This is a genomic window from Devosia sp. ZB163 (assembly GCF_028613635.1).
Taxonomy (GTDB): Bacteria; Pseudomonadota; Alphaproteobacteria; order Rhizobiales; family Devosiaceae; genus Devosia_A.
Map to the genome: position 1 here is coordinate 402728 of NZ_JAQRMY010000002.1, position 17367 is coordinate 420094.

The following is a 17367-nucleotide window of genomic DNA, read 5'->3' on the forward strand; positions in this document are numbered from 1 at the left end:
CCCCGTCGCAGCTCACGAAGGCAGAATGAACACGCTTTCATTGACCGTCAAGTGGTAGAATGCCTGTTGCGAATGACGGCGTGATGACGCTTGAATGGAATGTTCGTTCCACAATCGCGCGAAACAGCCATAGTTGCGCAACATCAATCGCTTAGCGCGCGGCATAGCCGGATCGGCTTGACAGCACACGAAACCGGACGGCAGAACAGTTTTGCACACGATTTCAATCTAGGGCAGCAAGGCAGACCTTTTGAGCGATCCGGCCACCCGTAATCGCAGCCGCGCCACCGCCGACATGGTGGCCCGTACCGCGAACGTATCGCGCGTTGCGGTCAGCCGCGCCTTCAACCCGCACGCCTCGATCAAGCCGGAAAAGCGCGACCTGATCCTGAAGGTGGCGCAGGAGCTGAACTACACCCCTGACATGGCCGCCCGCTCGATGGTCACCGGCCGCTCGCACCTCGTCGGCATTATCGTGCCCGATGTCTCCGGCCCCTGGGAAAGCCAGGAACTCGACGCGATGACCACCGCGCTGCAGGCCGAGGGGTTCGCGACGCTCCTGTTCCGCACCCGTGATGACCTGTCGCTCGACGAGACGCTCCTTACCTACATGAAGGGCTTCAACCCGGACTCGGTCATCGCCTATGCCGAGAACGTCCGCCCCACCACGCTCGCCCGTGTGCTCGATCGGGCCGTACCGATCTATATCGGCTACCCCGACGAGGATGTGGGGGAGGAGGAGGCCGCGCCGCTCTTCGATCGCCTCGATGTGCTGCAGCGCGAGGGCATCGAGCAGGCGGTGGCGCTGATGCAGGGCTATGGCGCGCGCCGCTTCGCCTTCCTCGCCGGAAAGTCCAATTCGCTGGCCACCCAGTCGCGCGAGCATATGGTACGCAAGGTGATCGCGGAGCGCGGCCTGCCACCGCCCATCCGCATCCAGGGCGACTATATGTACGACACCGCCTATCGCGAGACGCTGAACCAGTTCCGCCTGGGCGAGCCGGTCGATGCCATCTTCGCCGCCAACGACGTCGGCGCCTTCGGCGCCATCGATGCGCTGCGCACCGAACTCGGCTTGCGCGTGCCGCAGGACGTCAAGGTCGTCGGCTTCGACGACATCCACCAGTCGCACTGGAAGAGCTACAACCTCACCACCGTCAAGCTCGACCTCGCCGAACGCACGCAGGCGCTGATGCGCCTGATCCTCCGCCGCCTCAAGAACCCCACCTCACCCTCGCTCACCGAAACCGTGTCGACCCGTCTCGTCGTCCGCGGCACCGTGGGCTGACCGCAAGAACCATGGCCAAAAAGATCCACCTGGTCTTCAAGACCCATCTCGACATCGGCTTCACCGACCACGCCGCGAAAGTCCGCGCCCAGTATCACGACCGCTTCATCCCGCAGGCGATCGAAACCGGCGAGCACTTCTTCGCCGAGGACCCGGAGAACCCGAAGTTCATCTGGACCACCGGCGCCTGGCTGATCTGGGATCACCTGAACTCGCAATCGCCCGAGCGGGTGCAGCGCCTCGAGCGCGCCATCGACCGCGGCCTGATCCGCTGGCACGCGCTGCCCTTCACCACCCATTCCGAGTTGATGTCGCCGGCCGTCTTCCGCGCCGGCCTCAGCTATAGCCAGGAGCTCGACAAGCGCTTCGGCAAGACCACCATCGCTTCCAAGATGACTGACGTCCCCGGCCACACCATCGGCATCGTGCCGCTGATGGCCGAAGCGGGGGTGAAGTTCCTGCACCTTGGCGTCAACTCCGCCTCGCCGCCGCCCGATGTCCCCGGCGTCTTCCGCTGGCGCGCCCCCGGCGGGTCCGAGATCGTCGTGCTGTACCAGAAGACCTACGGCGAAACCTCGTTCCCCCCGGGCTTCGATGAAGGCCTCGGCTTCGCCCACACCAACGACAATATGGGCCCGCAAAGCGTCCCGCAGACCGCTGATGCATGGCGCGAAGTCCAGGGTCATAACTCCGGCACCGAGATCGTCGCCTCCACCCTCGATGCCTATGGCGAAATCCTCTGGAACCGCCGCGAAGAGTTCCCGGTGGTCGATCTCGAACTCGGCGACAACTGGATTCACGGCGCCGGCACCGACCCCGACAAGATCAAGCGCTTCCTGCACCTGCAGCGCCTCTACGACCGCTTCGCCGAGGAAACGCTGACGCCCAGCCGCCTCGCCTTCGGCCGCGGCCTCACCATGGTCGCCGAACACACCTGGGGCGTCGACATCAAGTCGTACCTGCGCGACGACAAGGCTTGGGACCGCCCGGCCTTCGAGGCCGCCCGTGCGACCGACTACCGCTTCCAGTACTCCGAAGCCTCATGGGCCGAACAGCGCGCCTACCTCGACGCCGCCGTCGCCGAGCTCGATCCCGCCGACCGCGCTTTGGCCGAAGCCCCGGACGAGCCCGCCATCGAAGGCACCGGCTGGTTCGTCGAAACCGATCCGAACAGCGGCGACGTGATCCTCATCCGCTCCCCCGCCGGCGTCGAACTCCGCGGTGAGAACATCAGCCTCCTCGGCTACCGCTACGAGAGCTACGATGCCTCCGACGTCGCCGCCCACATGGACACCTACCTGATGCACCGCGCCGAGTGGGCCATTCTGGACCACATCAAGCCGGGCCTCGATCACGCCGCGACTGCGCGCTCGCAAGGCTTCTCCCCCAACGGCCAGCTCGAACTCGACCCCGCGGCCCACACGACGCTCGGCGCGCCCGCCCGCGTTGCGTATCGCTTCCGCGCGCTCGACGCCCGCCACCTCGAGATCACCGTCGAACTGCTCGACAAGCCGGCCAATCGCATGCCGGAAGCGAGCTTCGTCACCTTCACGCCATCAGGCACGCACGACTGGCAGTTCCTGAAAATGGGCCAGTGGCTCGACGCCAACCGCGTCGCCCCCAAGGGCGGCGGCCAGCTTCAGGCCGTCACCGCGGTCCGCACCACAGGCGTCGAACTCCGCCCCCTCGACACCCCGCTGGTCGGCCCCACCGCCACCAAGTTCATACCGTTCAACCCCAGTCCGCCGGATTTCTCCGCCGGCCTTCGCTTCAACCTCCACAACAACAAATGGGGCACCAACTTCCCCATGTGGTGGGGCGCGGAACGCTTCGAAGCGAGGTTCGTGCTGGAGCTTTAGCCCAGCACCGAAGCCGCGATCACGCCGGCAAAGCCGACCAGTGCCACCGAGGCGACCTTGCGCACCACGCCGGTGTGCTTTCCGCCCGCTGCCGCGCCGATCGCCCGGCCGACGAGAATCCAGGCGAACCCCACCAGCGGCACCATCAGCGTGAAGCCGAGCACGTACCAGGCGAGCTGCGGATCGTTCGTCGGGATGATGCTGAGCGAGAAGATCAGCGCCTTGGGGTTGAGCAGGGTGGTGACGAACACCGACTGCATGCCGATCGTCGTCTGGCTCTGCGTGAGGTTGGCATTGTGGCGCCACAGCTTGATCGCGGTCCAGATCAGGTACAGCACCACCGCTGCCTTGAGGGCGATGCCCACCAGCGGATAGCTATGGATCACAGGCCCCAAGACGATGCGGATCGTGCCGACTGCAATCAGGTAGCCGGCCAGCTCGCCCATCAGCAGCGGCACCGACCGCCGCACCCCGGCCGTCGCGCCGGATGTCGCCAGCAGCGTGTTGGTCGGTCCGGGCGTGCCGAGCAGCGTCAGCACCGCGAGAATGAACAGGATCGGGTCGGTCATTAGGGTAGAGGCCTTGTACGCGTTACGCGCGAGTCCAGCCGATCGCCGCGTCGCCCGCAAGCCTGCATCGGCCCTCAGTAGTTCACCGGAGGTAATGGGCCCGCATCTGCCGTGGCGTCAGCCCATAGGCGTTGCGGAACTGCACGTAGAACTGGCTCAGCGCCGAGAACCCGCTCTCGAACGCCACGTTCTCGATCGACAGGCTCCCCTCGAACAGCAGCGAGCGCGCCCGGATCAGGCGCATGCGCACGACGAACTTGTGCATCGGCACCCGCATCACCTCGGTGAACAGGTTCAACGCATAGTTGGGATGGAGCCCCACCACCTTAGCCACGTCCTCGGCCCGGAGTGGCTCCGACAGGTTCTCGAGGATGTGCCGGATCATCGCCACCACATAGCGCAGCGGCGAGGCTGCCCGCGTCGCCGAGCCGACGCTCTCGATCCACGGTTCCATCAGGATGTCCCACCCCGTCACCGCCGCTCGCCGCAGCATCAGCGCGATCTCCTCCTTGAGGATGTCGGTCCGCTCCGCGTCGCCCGAGCGATAGTCCTGGTACCAGCGGGTCAGCGTATCCGCGCCGATCGTCTCGGGCGGCAGCATCACCACCCCGCCACCCATCATCGTCTCGGTAAGTTTGCCCAGGTTCGGCATGTGCAGGAAGCTGTCGAGCGGCAGGTAGACGTTGCACTGCCGGCTCTCGTGCTGCGACCCGTAGTCGATCGCCGTGGTCTGGTGCGGGATGCCCGCCCAGAACAGCACCAGCCGCTCCGGCGGGATTCGCAGTGGCCGGCCGTCGATGACGTAGTCCATGCTGCCGGCCGTCAGCCAGTTGAGCTCGATGTGCCCGTGGAAATGCTCTTCCGGCATGATCTGCGGGTCGAACCAGCGGATGCCGAAGCGCCCGAACGCCTGCGTCTGCGCATAAAACCGGCGGTCCGGCCGCGGCACCGGGGCGGTGGCTTTCTCACGCGGCTTACCCGGCGAGAAGTGGTGCTGATGCTCGTTCATCGCAGCCTGTGGCTATCTTTAAAAACCGGAAATACCCATTCAGATAACGGGATTGTCCCGCCGTTGGCAAGGTCTACCCTTTTGAGGCTGGGACCAGGGGCGGCGGGTTGGAGGCCTGCCGTTGGGTGCGTGTTGCGCCGGGTCTCGAGCCTAGGGAGGAAACATGCGTAAACACCTATTTGCCCTTGGCGGGGCAAGCCTCATGCTTGGCATCTCGCTGATTGCCGCGCAGGCCCAGACCGTGGCGCCGACCACGCCACCCGATCCGCCGAAATTCGATGCCCAGGGCACCCCGAACTTCGTCGGCATCTCCGACGTCTACGAGTACAAGGCGCTCGCCGCGTACAGCGAACCCGATTTCGTCAAAGCCTTCGTCGACGCGGGCAAGCTCCCGCCGGTAGCCGAGCGCCTGCCCAAGGAACCGCTGGTTTTCAAGACCGCCAACATGCCCGACGGCAACGGCGTCTACGGCGACGTGATGCGCCACGTGATCGGCGGTCGTCCGGAAGGCTGGAACTATATGGCCGGCCAGTCGCAGGGCTGGGGCGGCATCGACATCGGCACCATGGAGTGCCTCACCCGTACCGGTCCGCTCTTCCAGATCAAGGCCGAGGAACTGGCGCCCATGCCGAACCTCGCCAAGTCGTGGGAGTGGAGCGAGGACGGCCACAAGCTGACCATGCACCTGATCGAAGGCGCCAAGTGGTCGGACGGCGTGCCGTTCACCTCCGAAGACATCATGTTCTATTGGGAAGACAACATCGTCGATCCCAACGTCTCGCCGCTTAACGGCGCGACCCCCGAGACCTTCGGCGAGGGCACCACGCTCGAGGCCATCGACGACTACACCATCGTCTGGACCTTCAAGGACGCCTTCCCGAACCAGTACATCTACCAGATGGCGTACGGCACGTTCTGTCCGGGCCCGGCGCACATCTTCAAGCCGCTCCACCCCAAGTACAAGGCCGGCGCGACCTACGACGAGTACAAGAACGCCATCAAGCCGGAATACATGAACGTTCCGGTCATGGGCGCCTGGGTGCCTGTCGAATACCGTCCCGACGACATCGTCGTGATGCGCCGCAACCCGTACTACTGGAAGGTCGACGAGGCGGGCAACCAGTTGCCCTACCTCAACGAAGTGCACTATCGCCTGTCGACCTGGGCCGATCGCGACGTGCAGGCCGTGGCCGGCACGGGCGACTTCTCCAACCTCGAGCAGGCCGAAAGCTACGTCGAGGCGCTGAAGCGCTCCGCCGACCCCGCTGCTCCGGCTCGCCTGCAGTTCGGCGCGCGCACCATCGGCTACACGCTATACCCGAACCTCTCCGGCAATGGCTGGGGCGAACCGGATGAGCGTCAGCAGGCGGTCCGCGAACTCAACCGCAATGCCGATTTCCGCAAGGCGATCAGCTACGCGCTTGACCGTCAGCGCTTGGGCGAAGCCCTGGTGAAGGGCCCGTTCACCGCCATCTATCCGGGCGGCCTCTACGCCGGCACGACCTACTACGACAAGGATTCGACCGTGTACTATCCGTACTCGCTCGAAGACGCCAAGGCGCTGCTGGAGAAGGTCGGTCTCAAGGACACGGACGGCAATGGCGTGGTCAATTTCCCGGCTGGTACCGCCGGTGGCGCCGACGTGGAAATCACGGTGCTCGCCAACGCCGACTACCAGACCGACAAGAACCTGGCCGAAGGCGTCATCTCCATGATGGAGCCCCTGGGCATTCGCGTCATCGCCAACTTCCTGACCGGCACCCAGCGTGACGCGACGGAACAGTCGGGCAAGTTCGACTGGCGTGTGGCCCGTAATGGTGCCGAACTGATCGCGGTGGTGCAGAACACCGTCGCGCTGGCCCCGACCGGTCCGCAGATCAGCAACTCGCACCGCGCCGGCACTGACGGCACGATGGACCTGCTGCCGTTCGAGCAGGAGCTGGTGGATACCGTGAACGCCTTCATCGCGACCAACGATGCTGCCGAGCGCACCGAGCTGATGAAGAAGTACCAGAAGCTCTACACCGAGAACCTGTTCGGTATCGGCCTGACCCAGTACCCGGGTGCACTGATCATCAACAAGCGCTTCGCCAACATCCCGGCCGGCGCCCCGATCTTCATGTTCAACTGGGCTGAGGACAACATTATCCGCGAACGCGTGTTCGTGCCGGCCGACAAGCAGGCGGGCCATGAACTGCACCCCAACACCCTCCCGGGTGAGCCGGGTTCTGCCGGTCCGATCTCGCTGGACTGATTGAACCTGGGCAAGGGGGCCGTCGGTCCCCTTGCCACCTGACCGGAGGAGACTTCTCGAATGCACCTGCTGCGTTTTCTGGTGACGCGAATCCTGGCCGCACTGCCGGTCCTGCTGGTTCTCAGCGTCGTCACCTTCGCCATCATCCAGGCCCCTCCGGGCGACTACGGCGACTACATCCGTTCCATGCTCATCAACCAGGGCGGGGCGACGATCGAGGAAGCCGAAAAGCAGGCCGATATCTACCGCGAGCAGAACGGCCTCAACGAGCCGCTCCCGGTCCAGTATGTCAACTGGATCGCCGGCATCGTCACCCGCTTCGATTTCGGTCATTCGCTCTACTACAACAAGCCCGTCGGCGACGTGGTCACGGAGCGCCTGCCGCGCACCATCCTCCTCGCGCTGACCTGCCATTTCTTCGCGTCGGTCATCGGCATCGGCATGGGCATCGTTGCCGCCACCCGACAATACAGCTGGATCGACACCACCTTCGGTATCATCTCGTTCCTCGGGATGACCGTGCCCAGGTTCCTGCTGGCGCTGATCATCATCTACATCCTTGCCTTCAAGCTGAACGTCCAGGAGCTGGGTAGCTTCTTCTCCTCCCGATACGGAGGCGCGCCATGGAGTTGGGACAAGTTCGTCAATCTGGTCGAGCACGTCTGGCCGGTGGTCTTCATCGCCACCTTCGGCGGCCTCGCCTACAACATGCGGGTGATGCGGGCGAACCTGCTCGATGTGCTCAATAGCCAGTACGTCGAGACGGCGCGGGCCAAGGGCCTTTCCGAGGGCGCTGTGATCATGAAGCATGCCGTGCCCAACGCACTCCATCCGCTCATCGCCTACCAGGGGGTGGCGCTGCCCTACATGCTGACAGGTGAGATCGAGGTCGCCATCGTCTTCGGGCTCGCGACAGTCGGGCCGGCCATCGTCGGCTCCATGGCGGTCGGAGACGTCTATGTCACTGCCACGTTCGTCCTCGTCCTCGCCGCGACGCTGATCATCGGCAACATCATCGCCGACCTGCTGCTGGCCGCCGTCGATCCGCGCGTCCGTCTGAGTGGGGAGAACCGCGAATGAGCGACATCGCCGACAAGCCGACCCTCTCGACCACCGAGACCGGCGCCGCAAAGCCGGGCGCACTCGCGACGCCGACCGGGCACCAGCTTCCGCCGGCCGATCCGGCGGCCGATGGGCAACCCGTAGTCGCGGGTCGTTTCAGCCACGGCAACGAGACCTACGCTGCGCTGGTCTGGCGCCGCTTCCGCCGCTCGACCATGGGCATGATCGGGCTCGTCCTCACCGTGGCGCTGCTGACCATGGCCGTCTTCGGCGATTTCTTCGCCCCGATGGACCCCAAGCGCCCGGAGATTGCCTTCGCGCCTCCCGACCACCTCGAGTTCGCCGCCCCCGACGGCAGCTTCAGCCTCATTCCCTACGTCTATCCCATCGTCGAGACGGGCGAGTTCGACCCCATTACGTTCCAGCCCATGACCGGGCCGGATCTCACCAACCCTACGGCGCTCGGTTTCTTCGTCACGGGCCACCGCTACAACCTGCTCGGCATTATCCCGGCCAACATACACTTCTTCGGCTCCGTCGACGGACGCCCGATCCACTTCCTCGGCACCGACAAGTTCGGCCGCGACATCCTCTCGCGCGGCATTGTCGGCTCGCAGATCTCGCTTACCATCGCGCTGGTCGTGGTGCTGCTGACGACGACCATCGGGACGCTTGTCGGCATTGCTTCCGGCTACATCGGCGGCCGGCTCGATGCCTGGGTGCAGCGCTTCGTCGATCTGGTACTGGCCTTCCCGCAACTGCCACTCTACCTGGCGCTCGCCTCGCTGATCCCGGTAACGGCGCCGTCTCCGGTGTTCATCGCCTTCGTCATCGGCGTGATGGCGGTGCTCGGCTGGGCTCAGCTCAGCCGCGAGGTCCGCTCCAAGACGCTGGCGCTCGCCCGCATCGACTATGTGCGCGCCGCCGTCGCCGTCGGCTCCTCCGACCGTCGGATCATCCTGCGCCACATCCTGCCCAACGTTTCGAGCCACCTCATCGTGGCCGTGACCATCGCCATTCCCAGCGTGGTGCTGCTCGAGAGCTTCCTCGGCTACCTCGGCTTCGCCGTGAAGCCGCCGCTCATCTCGTGGGGGCTCATGCTCCAGGACACGGGCACCTTTTCGGTGATCGGCTCCTACCCCTGGATCCTCAGCCCCGTCGTCTTCGTGCTGATCACCGTCTTCGCCTTCAACGCGCTCGGCGATGGCCTGCGCGATGCGATCGACCCCTACTGAGTACCGCGCCATGACCATCGAAGCGAACGACGACTTCTGCCCACCCGAGCGCTACGACCTCGGCAGCCACGGCCGCGAACTGATCCTCGATGCCCGCAATATCGGTGTCGACTTCAAGGTTGAGGGCGGCATCGTCAACGCCGTCCGCGATGTCTCCTTCCAGCTCCACAAGGGCGAGACCATCGCCCTCGTCGGAGAGAGCGGTTCGGGCAAATCCGTGACCGCCCGGACAGTGATGCGCCTTCTCACCAAGCGCGCCACCGTCAACCGCGACTCCGTCATCACGCTCTCGGGCCAGAACATCCTCAAGCTGCGCGACACGCAGATGCGCAAGCTCCGCGGCAACGACGTGTCGATGATCTTCCAGGAGCCGATGAGCTCGCTGAACCCGGTCTACACCGTCGGTCAACAGCTCTGCGAAATCCTGCATCTCCACAACCGCATCAGCCGCGCCGAGGCCATGAGGCGCGCCGAGCAGTTGCTGGTGGACGTGCAGATCCCCGAACCCGCGGCCCGCCTGCGCCAGTACCCGCACCAGATGTCGGGCGGCCAGCGCCAGCGCGTCATGATCGCCATGGCGCTCGCCAACCGCCCCGACGTGCTGATCGCCGACGAGCCGACCACTGCGCTCGACGTCACCGTGCAGGCCCAGATACTCAACCTTATCAAGGACCTGAAGGCCAAGTACGGCATGGCCGTGATCCTCATCACCCACGACCTGACAATCGTCCGGCAGTTCTCGGACTACGTCTACGTCATGCAGCACGGCAAGGTTCAGGAGCACAACACCACCGAGGCGCTCTTCACCAACCCGCGCCACAGCTACACCCGCCATCTCCTCGCCTCCGAGCCAAAGGGGGCCGCTGTCCCGATCGACCCGAACTCGCCCTCGGTCCTCGAAGGCAAGGACGTGAAGGTGGCCTTCACGCTCAAGCGCGGCGGCTTCTTCAACCCCGATTTCTTCGAGCTCGTCGCCGTCGACAAGCTCTCGCTCGACCTCAAGCGCCACGAGACCCTCGGCCTCGTCGGCGAGTCCGGTTCCGGCAAGACCACCTTCGGTCAGGCGCTGATCCGCCTCATCGGCAACCAGGGCGGCGAAATCCTGTTCGATGGCGAGCGCATCGACACCAAGGATAGGAAGGCGATGCGCCCGTTGCGCAGCCGCATGCAGATCGTCTTTCAGGACCCGTTCGCTTCGCTGAACCCGCGCATGAGCGTGCGCCAGATCATCGAGGAGGGCCTGATCGTCAACGGCCTCGGCGCCAATTCTCGCGATCGGGTCGAGCGCGTTCGCCAGGCGCTGCGCGATGCCGGGCTGCCCGACACCATCCTCAACCGCTTCCCGCACGAGTTTTCGGGCGGCCAGCGCCAGCGCCTCGCTATCGCCCGCGCGATTGCGCTCGAACCCGAGTTCATCCTGCTCGACGAGCCGACTTCGGCGCTCGATCTCTCAGTGCAGGCCCAGATCATCGAACTGCTGCGCAAGCTGCAGGCCGAGAAGGGCCTCAGCTACCTCTTCATTTCGCACGACCTCAAGGTCGTCAAAGCCCTGTGCCACCGGGTGATGGTCATGCAATACGGCAAGATCGTCGAACAAGGGCCGGTCAGCGAGGTTCTGGAGAACCCCAAGACCGAGTACACATCGCGGCTCGTCCGGGCTGCCTTCGAAATCGCGGCCTAGCCGGCCCGAACGCACTTACGGAGATACCCTTTATGGCTAACCCAAAGATCACCTTCATCGGCGCCGGCTCGTCCGTGTTCATGAAGAACATCGTCGGCGACATCCTGCAGCGCGAGGCGCTGACCGGCGCCGAGATCCGCCTGATGGACATCAACCCGCAGCGCCTCGAAGAGAGCGCCATCATCGCGGGCAAGCTGGTGAACACCCTCGGTGTCCCCGCCACGGTCAAAACCTTCTCGAACCAGCGCGAGGCCCTCGACGGTACCAACTTCGTCGTCGTCTGCTTCCAGATCGGCGGCTACGAGCCTTCGACCGTCGTCGATTTCGAGGTGCCCAAGAAGTACAACCTGCGCCAGACCATCGCCGATACCCTCGGCGTCGGCGGCATCATGCGCGGCCTCCGCACCGTGCCGCACCTCTGGTCGATCTGTGAGGACATGCTGGAAGTCGCCCCCGAGGCGATCATGCTGCAGTACGTCAACCCGATGGCCATCAACACCTGGGCCATCGCCGAGAAGTACCCGACCATCAAGCAGGTCGGCCTCTGCCACTCGGTGCAGGGCACCGCGATGGAGCTCGCCCACGATCTCGAGATTCCGTACTCCGAGATCCGCTACCGTTCGGCCGGCATCAACCACATGGCCTTCTACCTGAAGTTCGAGCATCGCCAGCCCGACGGCAGCTACCGCGACCTCTATCCGGACCTCGTCCGCGCCTACCGCGAGGGCAGGGCGCCCAAGCCGACCTGGAATCCGCGCTGCCCCAACAAGGTGCGCTACGAGATGCTGACCCGGCTGGGCTACTTCGTCACCGAGAGCTCCGAGCACTTCGCCGAATACACCCCGTACTTCATCAAGGAAGGCCGCGAGGACATCATCGAGAAGTTCGGCATCCCGCTGGACGAGTACCCCAAGCGCTGCGTCGAGCAGATCGCCAAGTGGAAGACCACCTCGGACGAGTACCGCAAGGCCAACACCATCGAGGTCAAGCAGAGTAAGGAATACGCCTCCGAGATCGTCAACTCGGTCTGGACCGGCGAGCCCGGCGTCATTTACGGCAACGTGCGCAACAACGGCGTCATCACCAACCTGCCGTTCAACGCTGCCGTCGAGGTCCCGTGCCTCGTCGACGCCTCGGGCATCCAGCCGACCTATATCGGCGACCTGCCGCCGCAGCTGACCGCGCTCATCCGCACCAACATCAACGTGCAGGAGCTCACCGTCGCCGCGCTGATGACCGAGAACAAGGAGCACATCTACCACGCCGCGATGATGGATCCGCACACTGCTGCCGAGCTCGACCTCGAGCAGATCTGGAACCTCACCGACGACCTCCTCGCCGCGCACGGCGATTGGATCCCGGCCTGGGCCCGCCCCGCCAAGAAGCAGCGCGTCGCCTAAGTCGCGACAGGCACCGGACGAGCTATCCTCCCCCGCATCGCGGGGGAGGGAGGGCGTTCGAAGGGTGGTGGAGGGGGCGACCCCACGCAACAGCACCCATGGCAGTACGCATTCGTCTCCCTGCCTGACCCGCGGTTACAACCGCGGGTCTTCTTTTCCCGCACGCCCAGTCGCGCTATGCCTTCCGGCCATGGCCCTCGCGACACCCAGCCCGACTGCGCTCAACCGCGCCACGCGGCGCTGGTCGTTGACTCGTCCGTCGCTGATCGCCGAAACCCCCACCAGTCTCATCTACAAGGTCGAGCGGGCTGACCGCAGCCAGGCCGCCCTCAAGCTCCTCAAGGAGGGCGTGGGCGCCGACGAGCGTCGCGGGGGCGAACTGCTGCGCTGGTATGCCGGCTATGGCGCCGCCGGTGTCTTCGACGTTGCCGACGATGCCGTGCTGATGCAGTTGCTAGTCGGCGAAACCCTGGGTGATCTCGCGCGCGCCGGCCACGATGCCTCGGCGACCGATATCCTCTGTGATGTCGTCGAGCGCCTGCATGCTCCGCGTCCCGGCTACCCGCCCGAACTGCAGCGCCTGCGCGAGCGCTTCGAGGCGCTGTTCAGGACCCGCACCTCCGCCTGGCCGCACTACGCGCTCGATCTTCTCGCCCGCGCCACGGGCATCGCCTATGTGCTCTTCGACAAATGGGCGCCCCAGTTGCCGCTGCATGGCGATGTCCACCACGACAACATCCTGCGCTCCGGCGACGGCTGGCTCGCCATCGACCCCAAGGGCCTCGTCGGCGACGGCGCCTACGACTATGCCAACAGCTTCCAGAACCCCGTGGGCGGCGATGCATTCGTGCTCAAGGCGCCGCGCATCGCCCGGCACGCCGCCGCCATCGCCGAGCGCACCGGCATCCCCCGCAAGCACCTGCTTGCCTGGGCAGTCGCCCATACAGCCCTCAGTGCCGCCTGGCACATCGAGGACGGCAACCCCATCACCCACCAGGTCACGATGCTCCCGCTGCTGCTCGCCGCCTACGACGCGGCCTGATCCCAGCAGCCCGCGATAAGCAAAACTTTTCCTCGCTCCCGGCTGAACCCGCGGCCCCCGTCAGGGTTCTTCTCGTGGGCGCTCGGTCTTCATCCAAAGGGAGAGACAGCCATGAAAGTCAGTGAGTGCATGAGTGACGGCGTCGAGATTTGCTCACCCGATGACACCATCCGCGACATTGCCCGCACCATGCGGGAGATCGATGTCGGCGCGATGCCGGTCGGCGAGGACGATCGCCTGGTCGGCATGATCACCGACCGCGACATCGCCATCCGCGCCATCGCCGAAGGGATGGGCCCCGAGACGCGCGTGCGCCAGGTCATGAGCCAGCATGTGCGCTGGTGCTACGAGGACGAGGAGATCGACGACGTCGCCGACCAGATGGCGGAATTCAAGGTCCGCCGCCTGCCGGTGCTCAACCGCGACAAGCGTCTGATCGGCGTGATCTCGCTGGGCGACGTATCCCTTGCCGACGGCATGAGCAGCGGCCGCGCCCTGCACGAAATCTCCGAACCCGGCGGCATGCACAGCCAGCACTGACGCCGCCAGCACGGCGCCAACGTGAGCGTCTCCCTCCCCCTTGCGGGGAGGGGATAGGGGTGGGGGCCTGACGCCTCCGCGCTGAGAGTGCTGGCATCAAATCTTCCAGGCCAGCGTCACCGCCCCCGTCATCGCCGCGAACACCGCCGAGAGCAGCGCCCAGAACAGCCAGCTGTCGAATGGCGAGGTCATGATCATCCTTCCTGTCTTGCGAGGAATGTCTATCGTGCGCGAAACGCCTTGGGCGCCGCGCCGGTCAGCTTCTCGAACGCATGGTTGAACGCCGCCTGGTCGAAATAGCCCAGCCGGTGCGCCAGCTCGGTCAGCGTCTCCGCTCCACCGGCGTTCAGCGCTTCCACCGCCTCGAGCATCCGGTAACGGTCGATCACCCATTTCGGCGATACGCCCACATACTCGTCTAACAGCCGCTGCAGCGTCCTGAGCCCCAGCCCGAATGCCGCGGCGAGCTCACCCGCCGACACCAGTTCGAGGTTCGCCTCGGCGAACTGCACGATCTGCCGCGCCAATCCGGCCTTCTCGTCCGGATCCGGCAATCGCGCCCGGATCACGTCCTCCAGCCGTTCTGCCATCCCCAGGGGATCGTTGAGCCCGGTGAACTCCTCCTGCAAGGCCGCCGAACTCCGCGCGAACACAGCTTCAACCGGCACAAAGGTATCGCTCAGCGCACTCACCGGCCGCCCGAAGAAGGGCCGGAACGCTCCGGGCCAGAACTTGGTCGCGAACACCCGGCCCGAGCCGTCGAGCACCGTCTCGAACACTCCGGTCGCTGCGCCGAAAATCCCGGTTTCGCCGCGCGAATCGACCACCAGGTGCTGGTTCGGGTGGCTCAGGTTGCGCTGCGGGTAGGGCGGCCGGTCGCCGAGGTCGTAGAGCACCATCCAGTGATGCTCGACCCAGTCCTTGAGGTCGTCGGATGGCTCGAACCGCGTCAGCTCGAAATGCTCGAAGCTGGTCCGCTTGTGCAGCAGCCCGCGCGCCGGTTTCACCGCGTCATCGATCGGCCTCGGATCGCTCTGTCGCATAACTACAATTCCCCGCGTCCGAGGGCGGCTAGCGTCCCTGTCCAAGCAAGGAGCAAACCATGAAGACGGCCAAAGGCACGATTCTGCATAACAACTGGGATGAGAAGCCCTATCACGAAGCCGCCCCGCTGAAATCGACCGAGGCCAGGATCGACATCGTCATGCACGGCGCCATCGAAGCCACCGGCCCCGGCCGCTACCTGATGCAATACCCCACGGCCGAAACCTGCCACTACTCGGGCTATCTGGTGCTGCAGGGCACGCTGGACGGTAAATCCGGCCAGTTCATCATCTACGAAGTCGGCGACTGGACCAACGGCATCGCCGCCAGCAAATGGCAGATCGTCGAAGGCTCCGGCACCGGCGAGCTGAAGGGCATTACCGGTCAGGGCAGCTACTCAGCGCAGCACGACAAGACCGTGCACTACGAGCTGACCTACGAGCTCTGACCACCGGCCTCTCGGACATCTCCCCCCATGCGGGGGAGAAAGCGAAAACTCGGGCTTAGCCCTTCGCTAAGCCTTAGTTTTCGCCAGAGGGGGGATCGTTTGGGGCACTATCGAGCCACAGCCGCCTTTCTTCACCTCCCCCTTCATGGGGAGGCCGGGAGGGGCCGTCTCTATCGGTTATGTGCCGCCCATCCCCCGCACCACCTCCAGAAACTCCGCATGCCCCAGCGCCTTGTTGGCCGCCTGCTTGTATTCCTTCACCAGCCCGGCATGCGTCTCGCGCGCGAACTTCCTGAGCTTCGGATCCCGCGCCATCTCCGCCTTCGCCACCGCCGGATCGAGCAGCCCGAGCCCATCCAGCACCGGGTAATGCAGCTGTGTCTCCACATGCGGCAGCCCGAACAGGTAGTCGGCAAAATGCTCGCGCCGCGGCATCTCAGTTCTCCACCGCGTCAGGCGCTCCTTGGTCTCCGGGTGAATGCGGTGCGCCCGCACCTCGCGCCAGAACGGCGTATCGTCCCGTTCGGTCATGTAGTGCGTGTTGACGAAAGTGCGGAAGTCGTCGACCTGCCGCCCGACCCGCTTGTTGTAGTCGTCGCGAAGCGCCTGGGTCATCTTCCCGGGTTCGCGCAGGTACTGCCCGGCGAACATCATCATCTGCACGATCGTGCCGTGGATCGAGGTCGACTCCAGCGGCTCGAGGAAGCTCGAGCTCAGCCCCACCGCCACGACATTGTTGATCCACGCCTTCTCGAGCCGCCCGATCTTGAACTGGATGTCGCCACGCACCTCGATCTTGCGGCCGAGCACCCGCTCCACCTCGGCATGGGCTTCGTCCGGCGTCTGGAACTCGTCCGAATACACGTAACCGCAGCCATACCGATACTGCGTCGGGATCTGCCACATCCAGCCCGCTTCCTGCGCCCAGGCGCGGGTGTAGTTGGCGATCTCGGCGCCTTCCTCGACCGGCAACCAGAAGGGCAGGGCCCGGTTCACCGGCAGCTCATGCTGGTACGAAATCCATGGCGCCTGCATCTCGCCGACGATCAGGCGCTTCCTGAACCCGGTCGCGTCGATAAAGAAATCGCCATCGAGCTTCTGCCCGTCCTCGAACACCAGCGCGGTGACATCCCCGGTCTCGCCGTTCCGCTCGACCCCGGTCAGCACGTTGTCGACGATCTCGACCCCTTGCGACTTCTCCTTGAGGAACTTGCCCACCAGCGACTGGTCGAAGTGGTAGGCCGGGAGGAACGGCCCCAGTGGGATCAGCGAGCCGTCCGCCTTCTTCGCCCACGGCGCCTTCTTCTGCTTCAGCAGCGGCCCGAACAGGTGCATGTCCTGCACCGGCTCGTTCACCGACACCGCATAGACATTGAGATAGTCCGACGGCGCTCCCGGCGGCGGCCGCACTACCGCGTGCGGGTCATCGATCGGCCCGTAGTAGGTGTAACCCTTGCGCCGCCAATCCTCGTGCCGGATGCCGAGCTTGTAGGTCGCCTCGGTCTTGCGGAAGAACTCGAAGATATCGATGCCGAAATGCGTGAGGAATACGTGGAAGGCCGCGGTCGTCGCCTCACCCACCCCCACCGTCGGGATATTCGAGGACTCTACCACGCTCAGCTTCGCATCGAGCTTCAGCCGCTTGATCGAGTCCTGGATGATGAACGCCGCGATCCACCCCGCCGTGCCGCCGCCCACGATAACGAAATGCGGTTGCCCCGCCATGTTGTAGTCCTCCCTCCGGGGAGGAAACGCGATGTGGGGCAGGGCGGCAAGAGGCGAACGACGACGGAAAGTCCGGAAAGCTAAGGCAGTTCAGAATCTTGGGCTGACACCGGCTGTCACAGGGGGCCATCCCTCAGCCGGCGCCAGCGGCGACATGGATCCCTGCCTTCGCAGGGATGACACCCCGTGTGTTGAGCAACCTGCGGGGCGC

General features: G+C 65.0%; 14 protein-coding genes. 10 read left to right on the forward strand and 4 right to left on the reverse strand.

Annotated elements, in window-relative coordinates; all coding sequences use genetic code 11:
- The first annotated feature begins 250 nt into the window (after positions 1–250).
- Both PRN20_RS10185 and PRN20_RS10190 read left to right on the forward strand, forming a co-directional pair.
- Positions 251–1288 carry a LacI family DNA-binding transcriptional regulator gene (locus PRN20_RS10185; protein ID WP_273957224.1) on the forward strand — a complete coding sequence of 346 codons (1038 nt, stop codon included), beginning with the start codon at positions 251–253 and terminating at the stop codon, positions 1286–1288.
- 11 nt (positions 1289–1299) lie between these two features.
- Positions 1300–3147 carry a DUF5054 domain-containing protein gene (locus tag PRN20_RS10190; protein ID WP_273957225.1) on the forward strand — a complete coding sequence of 616 codons (1848 nt, stop codon included), beginning with the start codon at positions 1300–1302 and terminating at the stop codon, positions 3145–3147.
- Here PRN20_RS10190 and PRN20_RS10195 read toward each other — a convergent pair.
- Positions 3144–3716 carry a LysE family translocator gene (locus PRN20_RS10195; RefSeq protein WP_273957226.1) on the reverse strand — a complete coding sequence of 191 codons (573 nt, stop codon included), beginning with the start codon at positions 3714–3716 and terminating at the stop codon, positions 3144–3146. The genes PRN20_RS10190 and PRN20_RS10195 overlap by 4 nt on opposite strands.
- A gap of 82 nt (positions 3717–3798) precedes the next feature.
- Entirely contained in the window at positions 3799–4725 is a 927-nt protein-coding gene (locus PRN20_RS10200) for a helix-turn-helix domain-containing protein (protein ID WP_273957228.1), read from the reverse strand.
- A gap of 163 nt (positions 4726–4888) precedes the next feature.
- On the opposite strand from PRN20_RS10200, the gene PRN20_RS10205 reads away from it, so the two are divergent.
- From PRN20_RS10205 to PRN20_RS10235, 7 genes are all read left to right on the forward strand, one after another.
- Positions 4889–6979: an ABC transporter substrate-binding protein gene (locus PRN20_RS10205; RefSeq protein WP_273957230.1), complete on the forward strand. Its 2091-nt coding sequence runs from the start codon at positions 4889–4891 to the stop codon at positions 6977–6979.
- Between the two features lie 66 nt (positions 6980–7045).
- Positions 7046–8059, forward strand: a complete 1014-nt coding sequence (locus PRN20_RS10210; RefSeq protein WP_273958054.1) for an ABC transporter permease — start codon at positions 7046–7048, stop codon at positions 8057–8059.
- Positions 8056–9276 carry an ABC transporter permease gene (locus tag PRN20_RS10215; RefSeq protein WP_273957231.1) on the forward strand — a complete coding sequence of 407 codons (1221 nt, stop codon included), beginning with the start codon at positions 8056–8058 and terminating at the stop codon, positions 9274–9276. Before PRN20_RS10210 ends, PRN20_RS10215 begins: the two co-directional genes overlap by 4 nt.
- A 10-nt stretch (positions 9277–9286) precedes the next feature.
- A complete protein-coding gene (locus PRN20_RS10220; RefSeq protein ID WP_273957233.1) occupies positions 9287–10957 on the forward strand; it encodes an ABC transporter ATP-binding protein in 1671 nt (556 codons plus the stop codon).
- Positions 10958–10989: 32 nt separating this feature from the next.
- Entirely contained in the window at positions 10990–12357 is a 1368-nt protein-coding gene (locus tag PRN20_RS10225) for an alpha-glucosidase/alpha-galactosidase (RefSeq protein WP_273957234.1), read from the forward strand.
- A gap of 190 nt (positions 12358–12547) precedes the next feature.
- Positions 12548–13399 (forward strand): aminoglycoside phosphotransferase family protein, encoded by an 852-nt coding sequence (locus PRN20_RS10230; RefSeq protein ID WP_273957236.1) that lies wholly within the window; start codon positions 12548–12550, stop codon positions 13397–13399.
- Positions 13400–13510: 111 nt separating this feature from the next.
- Entirely contained in the window at positions 13511–13939 is a 429-nt protein-coding gene (locus PRN20_RS10235) for a CBS domain-containing protein (RefSeq protein ID WP_273957237.1), read from the forward strand.
- A 221-nt stretch (positions 13940–14160) separates the two neighbouring features.
- Here PRN20_RS10235 and PRN20_RS10240 read toward each other — a convergent pair whose 3' ends face one another.
- Positions 14161–14982, reverse strand: coding sequence for an AraC family transcriptional regulator (locus PRN20_RS10240; protein WP_273957239.1), 822 nt, complete (start codon positions 14980–14982; stop codon positions 14161–14163).
- Between the two features lie 59 nt (positions 14983–15041).
- Between PRN20_RS10240 and PRN20_RS10245 the strand changes: the two genes are divergently transcribed.
- Positions 15042–15431 carry a DUF3224 domain-containing protein gene (locus PRN20_RS10245; protein ID WP_273957240.1) on the forward strand — a complete coding sequence of 130 codons (390 nt, stop codon included), beginning with the start codon at positions 15042–15044 and terminating at the stop codon, positions 15429–15431.
- Positions 15432–15608: 177 nt separating this feature from the next.
- On the opposite strand, the gene PRN20_RS10250 is transcribed toward PRN20_RS10245, so the two are convergent.
- Positions 15609–17156: a tryptophan halogenase family protein gene (locus tag PRN20_RS10250; protein ID WP_273957241.1), complete on the reverse strand. Its 1548-nt coding sequence runs from the start codon at positions 17154–17156 to the stop codon at positions 15609–15611.
- Positions 17157–17367 lie beyond the last annotated feature (211 nt).